Genomic DNA, 10,829 nt, shown 5'->3' on the forward strand with positions numbered 1-10,829 from the left:
TTCGAATATCACAGAAGCCCGGAAGGCAGCGCCCCCCGTTTGGTGGCCGAGTGAACTCCAGAGAAAAATGACCGGTCGAACTCACGCTGAAATGAGAAAAACGGTGGTAGAAGCGTTCTATCCACCAATTAGGTCGGCTAAGAATCGTTCGGGGTATGGATGGGCCCTGCCGGATTCGAACCAGCGACCACTCGGTGTCCCATCCCGTCGCCCGAGGCGATCGGGAATATGAGCCGAGCGCTCTAACCACTGAGCTAAGGGCCCTACGAATCAGGCTATCCGCCCGTCCCCCTTCAGTCTGCCGGATAGCCACGACTACGGTGGTCGAATCGGCCGCGACATATACGCCTGTTCGACGCATACCCCCGATATGGGGTTGAGCCGTCGCCACGCGATCGCCGGCGTTGCGGTCGCACTCGCGGGCTGTGCGGAGCTACAGGGACAGGTGGAAAAGCGGGCGGACGGCGTCCTCACCGACGATGATCACCCCCTCAAAGGAACGACGACGATCGGAATCGTCGACAGGAGCGACAGCGAACACGATCTCGAAGCGCTCACCGTCGACGCTGCGGCGTTCTGGACGGACCACGCCGCCGAATACGCCGACGTCGGCGTGTCGTTTCGACCCGAACCGGAGGGGCCGCCTGATGTCGAGGTCGTCTTTCTGGATTCCCGAACGGAACTCGCCGGCTGTGAAGAACACGCGTCGTCGGATATCCTCGGCTGTGCGCCGCTTTTGACGGCCGAGCACAGACCCGAACGACCGATTACGGTCGAAGTCGTCGTTGCGAACCGCCCGGCCGGCGACGTTCGGATCACGGTACAACACGAACTCGGTCACACGCTCGGGCTCGACCACGACGACGAGCCAGCATACATCATGTCCACCGACATTGCGGATCGATTACCGGAGTACGGTCGGCGACGGGAGGTTCTCGAGTCGTTCGAGAACGCGTGGGCCGGCAGAAACTCCGGAACGCAGGAGTACAATCGGGCCGTCAATCGCTGGAACGATGGCGAGTACGATGCTGCGGCCCCGATCTTCGAGAGATCCGCGAAGCGGTATCGAACCACGAACGCGTCGGTCGAGACGGCGCTCGAGCTCGAGCGCGGATTCGATGGCATGGAACGACCGGAAACCGTCGACCGCGATCGACTTCGAGACGCGTTCGAGAGCGCCGGAGGGTGGACCGATCTCGCGGCTGAACGTTCCGAACTGATGGCGCTGTCTTCGGAGGCCAGAGCCGACGGGGACGTACCGGGCGCCCGCGAGCTGCGGGCGGAAGCCGAGGAGGTGTTTTCGGAGCTGCAGGCGATCGATTTTCCAGCACCGATCGAGATCGCCAGCGCGTTGGGACTGCTCAGAGACGGCAAGTCATAACAGCGGATACGTCCACCCGCGGATGCGACGACACTAAACAAGGTAGGACGCCGCCGCCAGGTCTCGAACCTGGGACAACCTGGGTAACAACCAGGTGCTCTACCAACTGAGCTACGGCGGCCCTTCGCATTCCATCATACTTCGATTTGCTTCATATGGCTTTCGCTTCACCGCCGCCCTGTCTGTCAATTGGTCGCACTCGCGGGCGGCGAGTCGGTTCGCACCGACACGCTTTATAAATCGACGCCGAAACGCCGGGTATGTCGTTCGAATCGGTCGTCGGTGAGATCCGTGATCGCGTCGTCCCCGACGAATCGGAGGTCGAGGCCCTCGAATCGGCCGTCGAGGCTCTCACCGAACGCGCGCGGTCGGCGATCGAGACGCTGCCAGTCGTGGCCGAAACGAAACTCGTCGGGTCGACGGCTCGTGGAACGTGGCTCGCCGGGGATCGTGACATCGATCTGTTCGTACTCTTCTCTCCGGATCTCGACCGACACGAGCTCGAACGGTACGGTCTCGAAGTCGGCCACGCGGTGCTCCCGGACGGACACGAGGAGTTCGCAGAGCACCCCTACGTGAAGGGGCGGTTTCACGGATTCGACGTCGATTGCGTCCCGTGTTACGCCGTCGACGATGCGGCCGAGATCCGTTCGGCGGTCGATAGAACGCCGTTTCACACGGAATATCTCACCGGGCGTATCGAGCCGGTGGCCGACGACGTCCGCGTCGCGAAGGCCTTCCTCTCGGCTATCGGGGCGTACGGGAGCGATCTCCGGACCAAGGGTTTCTCCGGGTTTTTGACTGAGCTGCTCGTGTTGGAGTACGGCGGCTTTCGGGCGTTCATCGACGCCGCGACCCACTGGAATCCTCCGCTTCGATTCGATCCGGAGGGACACGGCGAAGGGTCGTTCGACGATCCACTGGTGATGATCGATCCGACCGACCCCGAACGGAACGTCGCCGCGGTCTGCTCGGCTCGAAACGTCGCGCGCACGATACACTACGCCCGCGAGCTATCGAACGATCCCCGTGTCGAGTTATTCGAGACGCACACTCCGAAACCGCTATCCGAGACCGACGTTCGATCGGCGATCGACGGCCGTGGAACGACGCCGATCGCGGTCCGGTTTTCGACGCCGGACATCGTCGACGATCAGCTGTATCCACAACTCGAAAAATCCCTCGCCGGTATCGAGGGAGCGCTCGAACGAACGGGATTCGCCCCGATCCGGAGTTCCTGTTTCGCGGACGGGGAGGCCGTCCTGCTCGTCGAATGTGCGGTCGGCGAACTTCCGGCGATCGCCAGACACGACGGACCGCCAGTCGGCGTGCGAGAGCACGCCGAGGGATTTTATCAGGCCTACCGAGACGGGGCGGCGACCGGTCCGTTCATCGACGAAGACGGACGGTACGTCGTCGAGCGCGCACGTGGTGCCCGGACGCCCGACGGGCTCGTCCGTTCGACGCTGTTCGACGTTTCGCTCGGTCCGCACGTCGAGTCGGAACTCGAAGCCGACCACGAGATACTCGTCGGTGGAGAGTTGGCGGTGCTCGCAGAACCGTTCGGGACGGAACTCGCCGAGTACTTCGATCCGAAACCTTAGTCGTACAGATCGTGGGCGTCGCGGACGTCGTCGATCACGCGCTGGGCCTTCGAGATGACATCACCCTCGGGGATGACCGGTTCCCGGCCGTCGAAGACCTCGTGGACCATGCCGACTGACTCCGCGAGCGCGTCGAGTCCGTAGCCGCCTTCGAGGACGAACGCGAGGGCGGCGTCGTGGCGATCGGCGATCGTCCGGACGCGATCGGTCATGTGGCCGTATCCCTCCGTCGAGACGCGCATCCGAGAGATCGGATCGTGGCGGTGCGCGTCGAAGCCGGCGCTGACGATGAACAGATCCGGATCGAACCGCTCGATGGCGGGATCGAGCAGTTCGTCGACGACGGCGGCGTACTCGTCGTCGCCGCTTCCGCCGGGAAGCGGTGCGTTGAGGATCGTCTTTCGGGCGTTCGGCCCGCCGGTTTCGAGTACGTCGCCAGTTCCCGGGAAGAGCCCGCGCTCGTGGATCGAGATGTAGAACACATCGTCTTGATCGTAGAAGATATCCTGCGTGCCGTTTCCGTGGTGGACGTCCCAATCGAAGATGACCGCACGATCGACGCTATCGTCCTGGTCGATCGCCCACTGGGCGGCGACGGCCGCGTTGTTGAAAAAACAAAAACCCATGGCTTCGTCGAATTCGGCGTGGTGTCCGGGGGGACGACAGATTGAGAAGGGAGTCTGTCGACCGTCGGATCCGTCGATCGCTTCCTCGGCGGCCCAGCGAGCGAGGCCGGCCGACGCCAGTGCCGCCTCCCACGTCTCCTCGACTGCGACGGTATCGGCGTCCCACGTGCCCCCGCCGTCGGCACAGAACGCTTCGATCTCCTCGACGTAGTTGGGATCGTGGACCGCCTCGATCGCGGCCCGATCGGCGAGCGAGCCGTCATGATACTCGACGCCGTGACGCTTGGCGAGCCCACGTCTGATCGCCCGGAGACGGTCGGCCGTCTCGGGGTGCCGCGGGCCGGTATCGTGATCTAAACAGATTTCGCGATAGCCGAACTTCATTCGAAGTACGGTTCGAGTTCGTAGTACGCGGTGATGTCCTCCGCCTTGATCGTCCGTCGATCCGCGTGTCGGGCCAGGATGGCCGCGGCGGTAGCGACGGTGTCGGCGTACGATTCGAGTTCGCCCGCGAGCGCGATCCGAGCGTCCATCGAGACCCGATATCGTTCGTCGATATCGAGTCTGGCGATTCGATCGATGGGTGCGACCGGCAGTTCGAGGAGGTCCTTATCGACAGTCGGAGCGTCGAAGTCCTCGGCCATCAACGTCTTTCGACCGTCAGCCGTCGCCCGTTCGGCAGCGTCTTCGGCCAGTTCGGCTCCACGCAGTTGGATCCGTCGGGCGAGTTCCTCGGCGGCCTCGGCACTGACCCGCAACTGCCCCGCGTTCCGTCGGATGACCGTATCGACCGGGGCGAACGGTAACTCGACGCTCATACATCACACGGGGAGCGAGTCGGCCTTAATCTTTGCGAGCGCGTGACGGGCTAGAAGACGTCGTCCGCGAGGAACCGGTCGCCGTCGCGGCGGCCCCGAACGGTGACCTCCTGACCGAGGTGGACGTCGGCGTCGGTCTCGACGCGAACGGTCTCCTTGCCGCTGTCAAGAATGACGGGATCGCCCGGCTGAACGACCGTTCCGGTGAACGTTTCGGGGGCGTCGTCGGACGAGTCCACGTCTGCGTCCGCGTCTCCCTCGCCATCGTCATCAGCCGACGCGGACGCTTCCGGTGCGGAACCGTCCGCGAACTCGTCGAGCCCGGCCGAATCGGCACCGCGATCCGGCTGCGCGCCGTCGATGACCGCGACTGTCGAGCGCCACCCGGCGGAGGCTTCGAGATCGTCTTGCCATCCCTCCTGAATCTCGACGTCCGCACAGAACACCTCGTCACCGGGACCGAGATCGGCGTCCGCTTTCTCACCCCACAGCGCGACCCGGATGTCGCCCGTCTTGTCCTGGATGCGGACGTTTCTGACCTGCCCCTCGCTGCCGTCGTCCCGGTCGAACGTCCGCTTTGGGTCGGCCGAGCGGACGACCCCAGCGATGTCGACCGTCTGGCCGATTTCGAGATCGGCGATGTCGTCCGCATCGGGGACGAACTCGATCGCCTCGTCGAGTTCGTGGAGCTCGCTTCGGGACCCAACGTGGAGTTCGAGCGAGCCGTCGCGCTCACGAACGTAGCCGTCGACGACCTCGACGCTCTGACCGGGGGCGAGTTCCGTCGCGGCGTCGGCGCGCTCGTCCCACAGCGTCACCCGGACGCGGCCGGTCTCATCACCGAGCGTCAGGTTCGACACCCGACCCTCGGTGCCGTCATCGCGATCGAACGTCCGAATCGAGCCGGTATCGAGTACGACCCCCTGAAGGTTCACATCGGATTGGCCCATCGACAGCGAGTCGGCCGTCACGCGCCCCCCGATATCGATGTCGATCGTGGCTTCCTCGTCGGGTTCGAGCCGATCGGCACTGACCTCGGTTCCGTTGTACCCGTCCTTGGGCCGTCCCTTGATTCGGAACACGTCGCCGACGGCGATCTCCTCCTCGGCCGCGATGGCGTCCTCGTCCCACAGCGCGACCCGAACGGACCCAGACTCGTCGGCCACGTCGAGGTTCAGCACGTGGCCCTCGTCGTCGCCGTCGCGCTCGAACGTCCGCAATTCACCGACGCCGGTGACCTTGCCGAGGAACTTGACCTCCTCCAGTCCGGGTTCGATGTCCGCGATCGTCTCGACCTCGCCCCCGTCGAGGTCGTGAGCGATGAGCATCGCGGCCGTTTCCTCGTCCGCGAGCCCACCCATCTGTTCTACCTTCGCTTCGACGGCCTCACGGAACTCCTCCTCGGAGACGTCGGCGTCGAGGTCCTGATAAATTTCCTCGATAGCGCCCATTGCTACGGAGAGCAAACACGGCCTCCCGAAAAGCGTTGTCGGTGTTGGGTCGATCCGGCGCGGTAACTGGGTGGCATACGCCGCATAGCCCCGTCACCCGTTAAATAATCTCGGACACGGCCATCGAACCGTAACCCATATACGTCGAACCCGGATACTGATAAGTGAGTCCTGGTAGGGTAGTGGACTATCCTCTTGTCTTGCGGAGCCAGGGACCGGAGTTCAAATCTCCGTCAGGACGTCCTTATCTCTCCGCCTTCGGGCGGGTTTCGCCAGTGTAGGGAGCGTCGTACTCGTCCCACGTCACCGAGGCCCAACGTGTCCCGTTCGTACATCAGAACGCAAGGCGTTCCGAGGACGCCTAAACGTGCGGATATTCCCCTTGATCGTTATCACCTGTGACCGTGTTCTCTCATTGCATGGTCGAATCTGCTCGATGCGGCCGTGATGTGGAGGATCTTCAAAACATCTCGCCGGATGTTATCACCGAAGAACTAATGTACTCGATGGATCACGGCGAAGAGGACTTTACCGGGAGGGTGATCTGAAAGTTTGCACCGAGTGTATGGATGAACCCGAGGGGGACTGAAAACGGAACGGGCACCATTACCGATAATTTCAGCACGATCTGGAGTACAAGATTCGCGCTTTTCACGTAGCACGCCGACGGGAACCCATCTCTCCGCGAGGATTTCAACGAGGCCTACAGGCCATACGTCAGTTACTCCGGGCCTGTTGAAACCCTCAGAAACTGATAGGATAGCGTGGGAAATACAGAGCGCGCAATCGACACGAAGGAGGCCTCTGTTCAGATTTGAATGCAAGAATATCATATTTTAGTGACATAAATATATTACAGCGACAATATCATATTACCATCCCATCCTGGGAATGAAAAAAACTATCAACCGCAAATACCAGCCGTTTCGACGGCGAAAAGTACTGAAAGCTATTGGCGGAGCGGCGGGCACGTCCGTTGTTGGAATCGGCTCAATCGGCTCCGTGAAGGCCCGGCCGGCTTCCGTGGAATTGACGACCAGTGACGACCCTCCGTGGATTACTGCTGAAGTGACAGCGAAGCAAAGAACCGTCGTCAGCATCGAACTGGACGATAGCGTCTATGAGGACTGGCCCTCCAATGACACCTCCTACGTCATGGAGGCCAATATCGGCGTCGTTGACCCCGTTACGGGCGTCTCCGACGACTTCCGAATCGGCTGGGGCGGTGCAGACGCAGCGACGCGCGACGGAACGGCGGGTGGATACATCAAGCGGAATCCCGGATCGGACGAGAGCAGCTTCACTACGCTTGAAGAGGACGTGCAGGGCCTGTTCCAAGCGACCGAATCACCGGACCAACAGTCCTACGAGTTTGTCATCAACTGGAATACGCCCCTTCCCGCAGCACCGGAAGACAGAATTGAGGCTATCGAAGTGAACGAAGTGTTCGGGAGCGACGGTGGTGAAGGGGTTCAGACCGAGGATGTTGACCCCATCGCCGAGGCCTCAGGCGAGCTAAGTCTAACCGGCAACCGATCTTAATCTCGGTTTTCTACTCTTTCAAGTACACTTAGTGACCAGGGGATTCAGAGCAGAATGGGTAACTGGCGGAGATCGACTCATCCCAACTGCGACCGAAGTACCGCGCCGAAGCCCGCTGCCCCGACGCACAGCGAAATGAGACCACCGATGCCCGTGACCGTCAACAGCCCGTTGATCCCCGCCGCGAGGAACAGTGGCTTTAGCCATCCGTCGGCGCGGCCGATCAGTCGGTCCGCGACCGCGAGATAGGCGATCACCGCGCCGACGGCCCACACGACCCACGCCACGATCGCGAGCGGAATCGCGATGAGGATACCGATGATCGTGATGACGAGGACGACGATCAAGACGAAGAGGGCGAGCAAAGCGACGATCCCGTAGGCGAACGAGCCGACGGGGTTCTCGAGGACCTCGCCCATCCTCCGCTCGGTGAACTCGGGGGCCACCGCGATCATGATCACGCCGACGATGAGCGTCGTCACGAATGCACTGATGGCGCCGCCGGCGATACCGATCGTGGGTTCGATATCGACGTTCGGAGACGCCTGCAGAATCGCTATCGAGATCGAACTGAGAGCTTGGAGGACGAACACAGCCACTTATTTCCACAACCGCAGTATAAAATCAACGACTGACTTCAGTTAACGCGGAGCGCGCCCTATTCGAGCCGCGCGATCAACTCGCTCCCCTCGACGTACGGGAAGCTATGTCGGTCGGCGTACGCTCGCGCGGCCGCGGGCGAGAGCGCACCGTTGGTCTCGTCGTCCAGCATCTCACAGACGACGACGGCGGGCTCGACGCCGGCCGCCTCCGCCAGCGCGAGGCCGAGTTCGGTGTGGCCCGCGCGGTCGTCGAGGAGGTCTGGCGCACCGCGGAGCAGGTGGACGTGTCCCGGCGCGCGGAACCGCTCGGCGAAGCTCTCGGCGTCGGTGGCGATCGCCTCGGCCGCGCCGTCGCCCGCGACCACGTGTTCTCGGGCGATTCGGCCGGCGGCGGCGCCGAGTTCGGAGATGGTGAGCGCGCGGTCTTCGTCGGTGATCCCGGTGAACGTGTCGCGGTGATTGACCGTGATCGAAAACGACGAGCGCTCGTCGTATCCCAGTTCGTGGTCCGCCCCGGCCGGGTGATCGAGCAGTTCCTGCTCGAACGGGAGGTCCCACGCGTCACAGACCGAATCAGAGAGTGCGACGCAAACGAGACCGCCCGCGTCGTTTCGCATCCGCGCGACGTCGGCGGGCGCGATCGACGCGGCGGGATAGACGAGGTCGACCTCGCCCTCCCGGTCGGTCGCGTCGTGGATCAAAACGGGCCCACCGGCGGCGAACGCCGAGATGGTCGCGTCGACGCCGCGAAGCGCCCGGGTGTGTTTACTGCTCTGAGACATGGATCTGAAGGGTGTCGCCGTCGTCGATCGAGAGCGTTTCGCGGAGTCGGTCGGGTGCGATCACTTCGAGTTGCTCCGTTCCGTGGTGGGTCCGCTCGGGGGCGATGACATGGGCGCCCTCGTAGCGAGTACCGTCGGCCGTCTCGATCGTCGCCGGCCAGCAGAAGGCGGGGCCGTAGGTGCGATCGTCGTCTTCCCATCCGTCGATTCGAATCGGATCGAGGGCGTCCATACGAGCGCGGGTCCGGATGCCCTCCTCCGATAGCTCGACGTTCAAGGTCCCCGGAAACGGCTCGTAGCCGAGGCGGTCGCGGAACTGCCGCATGTAGCCCGGCAGGGATATGTAGTGGCTGCCCTCTCCCATGCCGCTCGTCACGACCCCCCGAAGCGTCACGTCCGCGTCGCCCTCGAAGAGCCTGCGGTAGTCGGCGTACTCGCGCTGGAGGGCGCGTTCGCCCGCGTCCGTAACGGAGAGAATCTGTCCGTCGCCGGTCATCTCCCGTCTCAGATACCCAGCGTCGTCGAGTCGCTGGAGCCGTCGGGAGGCCGTCTGATTGGATGCGTCGAGTCGGTCCGCCAGATCCGCACACGTGGTCCTCGTCCGACCCTCAAGCGCGCCGTCGAGCGCGACGAGTTTCAGCGTCGCCAACTCGTCGTAACCGGCGCGTTCCGTCGTCTGTGCCATGGATCAACGTACGGTATCGGCCCTCTTAATCGTACCGAATGTGGTATGCGTAACGAATTTGGAAAATTTGGCCAGCGAGTCGGATGCCGTACTCAACGTTGGGCCGTTATCGCTTAAAGCGTGTCGAAGGCGGCGAATCGGCGGCGAGCCGAACTACGATTCGGCGTACGGTTCTCGTCGCCAAAAGTCGCTGCCACCCTTCAGTTCTGGGACCATCGTGTCCTCCTCTCTCGCGAGAAGGGCGACCCGTGAAGCCGCGACGTCGCGGATGAACGGGTGCGTCGGGAGGTACTCTTGAACCGCCTCGGTGAATTCGAGGACCTCCTCGTGGTCGGGCATCACGTCGCGGTCCAATCGACCGCGGGAGTTCCCGACGTGCATGTACGCTTTCAGCTCGACGAAATCCGCGTTGGCGCGGTCGAACATCGCCGCGAACCACTCGGGGTGGTGGGTGTTGTGTCCCGACAAAAGCGTCGTCCGAAGGACCGTCCGAGTTTCGTCCTTCTCGGCCAACACGTCGAGCGTCTCGATCAATCGCTCCCAGGCGTTCTCCTCGATCGGTTTGACGACCTCTTTGAACGTCCGTCGGTCGGCGGCGTCGACGCTCACGTACAGTTGGGTCGGGTTACACTGTTCGAGGACCGATGGTCGGGTCCCGTTGGAGACGAGGAAGGTCGTGATCCCGCGGTCGTGGAAGGCGTCGATGAGTTCCGGCAGGTACGGGTACAGCGTCGGTTCGCCGTCCAGCGATATCGCGACGTGACGGGGCTTCATCGCCTCCTCGAAGGCCCGGTCGGGGACCTTCTCGTTGCCGCCGAAGCCCGACAGCAGCGTCCGCTGGAGTTCGATCGAGGCGTCGGCGACGGCCTCGGGATCGTCCCACTCGACGTCACCGAGTTCGTAGGCGTGACCGGCGTGATCGCGCCAGCAGAACACGCAGCGTTCGTTGCACTTGACGACGGGCGTCATCTGGATGCAACGGTGTGACTGGATGCCGTAGAAGTGGTTCTTGTAACATCTGCCGTCTCCTACAAGTGCGTTTTTCGTCCATCCGCACGTTTGGGCAGCGGTGTGATTGACGCTGTGATAATCAGGGTCGTCAACCTGTTTAGGCATATCCAGCATATCAGACTCAACGGGGATAATGCTCTCGGTGAGAATGCCGGGGAGAGTCGACTGTCACCGACGGCCCCGGCGGTGGAGGCTACGGACGGCGCGTGATTAGGCCTTACGCACGCTCCGGGCGTGTGTGTTGGTTCGTTTCATCACCACTTTCATAGTATATTATGCCATAAGGTAACACAACTATGTCGCCTGAGCTATCCGACATGAAGAAAC

The 10,829-nt window shown here is 62.7% G+C and carries 11 protein-coding genes and 3 tRNA genes; 5 read left to right on the forward strand and 9 right to left on the reverse strand.

Annotated elements, in window-relative coordinates; genetic code table 11:
• Nucleotides 1-160: 160 nt before the first annotated feature.
• Nucleotides 161-264: transfer RNA gene (locus tag R6U53_RS09915), tRNA-Ile, on the reverse strand.
• 106 nt (nt 265-370) lie between these two features.
• On the opposite strand from R6U53_RS09915, the gene R6U53_RS09920 reads away from it, so the two are divergent.
• A complete protein-coding gene (locus R6U53_RS09920) occupies nt 371-1,381 on the forward strand; it encodes a hypothetical protein (protein ID WP_410322204.1) in 1,011 nt (336 codons plus the stop codon).
• A 48-nt stretch (nt 1,382-1,429) separates the two neighbouring features.
• Here the strand turns inward: R6U53_RS09920 and R6U53_RS09925 are convergent.
• Nucleotides 1,430-1,502 (reverse strand) — tRNA-Asn (locus tag R6U53_RS09925).
• A 139-nt stretch (nt 1,503-1,641) separates the two neighbouring features.
• On the opposite strand from R6U53_RS09925, the gene cca reads away from it, so the two are divergent.
• On the forward strand, nt 1,642-2,985 hold the full coding sequence (gene cca, locus R6U53_RS09930) for a CCA tRNA nucleotidyltransferase (protein WP_410322205.1): 1,344 nt from the start codon (nt 1,642-1,644) through the stop codon (nt 2,983-2,985).
• Here the strand turns inward: cca and R6U53_RS09935 are convergent.
• From R6U53_RS09935 to R6U53_RS09945, 3 genes are read right to left on the reverse strand one after another with little or no spacing between them, the layout of a single operon-like run.
• Nucleotides 2,982-3,995: a histone deacetylase family protein gene (locus R6U53_RS09935; protein WP_410322206.1), complete on the reverse strand. Its 1,014-nt coding sequence runs from the start codon at nt 3,993-3,995 to the stop codon at nt 2,982-2,984. The two genes, cca and R6U53_RS09935, sit on opposite strands and share 4 nt — an antisense overlap.
• A complete protein-coding gene (locus tag R6U53_RS09940; protein WP_410322207.1) occupies nt 3,992-4,429 on the reverse strand; it encodes a histone in 438 nt (145 codons plus the stop codon). Before R6U53_RS09940 ends, R6U53_RS09935 begins: the two co-directional genes overlap by 4 nt.
• A 50-nt stretch (nt 4,430-4,479) precedes the next feature.
• Nucleotides 4,480-5,880, reverse strand: a complete 1,401-nt coding sequence (locus R6U53_RS09945; protein ID WP_410322208.1) for a single-stranded DNA binding protein — start codon at nt 5,878-5,880, stop codon at nt 4,480-4,482.
• A 168-nt stretch (nt 5,881-6,048) separates the two neighbouring features.
• Here R6U53_RS09945 and R6U53_RS09950 point away from each other — a divergent pair.
• The 3 genes from R6U53_RS09950 to R6U53_RS09960 all read left to right on the forward strand — a co-directional run bounded on the left by R6U53_RS09950 (nt 6,049) and on the right by R6U53_RS09960 (nt 7,422).
• Nucleotides 6,049-6,121, forward strand: a tRNA-OTHER gene (locus R6U53_RS09950).
• A 178-nt stretch (nt 6,122-6,299) separates the two neighbouring features.
• Nucleotides 6,300-6,428, forward strand: coding sequence for a hypothetical protein (locus R6U53_RS09955; protein ID WP_410322209.1), 129 nt, complete (start codon nt 6,300-6,302; stop codon nt 6,426-6,428).
• Between the two features lie 343 nt (nt 6,429-6,771).
• Nucleotides 6,772-7,422 (forward strand): hypothetical protein, encoded by a 651-nt coding sequence (locus R6U53_RS09960; protein WP_410322210.1) that lies wholly within the window; start codon nt 6,772-6,774, stop codon nt 7,420-7,422.
• 77 nt (nt 7,423-7,499) lie between these two features.
• On the opposite strand, the gene R6U53_RS09965 is transcribed toward R6U53_RS09960, so the two are convergent.
• The 4 genes from R6U53_RS09965 to twy1 form a co-directional block, all read right to left on the reverse strand.
• Nucleotides 7,500-8,015, reverse strand: coding sequence for a hypothetical protein (locus tag R6U53_RS09965; protein ID WP_410322211.1), 516 nt, complete (start codon nt 8,013-8,015; stop codon nt 7,500-7,502).
• A gap of 65 nt (nt 8,016-8,080) precedes the next feature.
• The gene (gene ribB, locus R6U53_RS09970) at nt 8,081-8,806 is read right to left on the reverse strand and encodes a 3,4-dihydroxy-2-butanone-4-phosphate synthase (protein WP_410322212.1); all 726 of its coding nucleotides are present in this window, start codon (nt 8,804-8,806) and stop codon (nt 8,081-8,083) included.
• Complete coding sequence (locus R6U53_RS09975; protein ID WP_410322213.1) at nt 8,790-9,491, reverse strand: DUF120 domain-containing protein; 702 nt, start codon at nt 9,489-9,491, stop codon at nt 8,790-8,792. The genes ribB and R6U53_RS09975 overlap by 17 nt, the downstream gene beginning before the upstream one ends.
• A gap of 153 nt (nt 9,492-9,644) precedes the next feature.
• On the reverse strand, nt 9,645-10,616 hold the full coding sequence (twy1, locus tag R6U53_RS09980; RefSeq protein WP_410322214.1) for a 4-demethylwyosine synthase TYW1: 972 nt from the start codon (nt 10,614-10,616) through the stop codon (nt 9,645-9,647).
• Nucleotides 10,617-10,829: the final 213 nt, after the last annotated feature.

It is taken from the genome of Natronomonas sp., from assembly GCF_046483325.1.
Taxonomy (GTDB): Archaea; Halobacteriota; Halobacteria; order Halobacteriales; family Haloarculaceae; genus Natronomonas.

What these genes read in the sequence shown, in the direction of transcription:
- ribB (WP_410322212.1), bottom strand. Translation starts at nt 8,806, where the DNA reads ATGTCTCAGAGCAGTAAACACACCCGGGCGCTTCGCGGCGTCGACGCG.
- twy1 (WP_410322214.1), bottom strand. Translation starts at nt 10,616, where the DNA reads ATGCTGGATATGCCTAAACAGGTTGACGACCCTGATTATCACAGCGTC.
- R6U53_RS09955 (WP_410322209.1), top strand. Translation starts at nt 6,300, where the DNA reads ATGGTCGAATCTGCTCGATGCGGCCGTGATGTGGAGGATCTTCAAAAC.
- R6U53_RS09920 (WP_410322204.1), top strand. Translation starts at nt 371, where the DNA reads ATGGGGTTGAGCCGTCGCCACGCGATCGCCGGCGTTGCGGTCGCACTC.
- R6U53_RS09945 (WP_410322208.1), bottom strand. Translation starts at nt 5,880, where the DNA reads ATGGGCGCTATCGAGGAAATTTATCAGGACCTCGACGCCGACGTCTCC.
- R6U53_RS09975 (WP_410322213.1), bottom strand. Translation starts at nt 9,491, where the DNA reads ATGGCACAGACGACGGAACGCGCCGGTTACGACGAGTTGGCGACGCTG.
- cca (WP_410322205.1), top strand. Translation starts at nt 1,642, where the DNA reads ATGTCGTTCGAATCGGTCGTCGGTGAGATCCGTGATCGCGTCGTCCCC.
- R6U53_RS09935 (WP_410322206.1), bottom strand. Translation starts at nt 3,995, where the DNA reads ATGAAGTTCGGCTATCGCGAAATCTGTTTAGATCACGATACCGGCCCG.
- R6U53_RS09960 (WP_410322210.1), top strand. Translation starts at nt 6,772, where the DNA reads ATGAAAAAAACTATCAACCGCAAATACCAGCCGTTTCGACGGCGAAAA.
- R6U53_RS09940 (WP_410322207.1), bottom strand. Translation starts at nt 4,429, where the DNA reads ATGAGCGTCGAGTTACCGTTCGCCCCGGTCGATACGGTCATCCGACGG.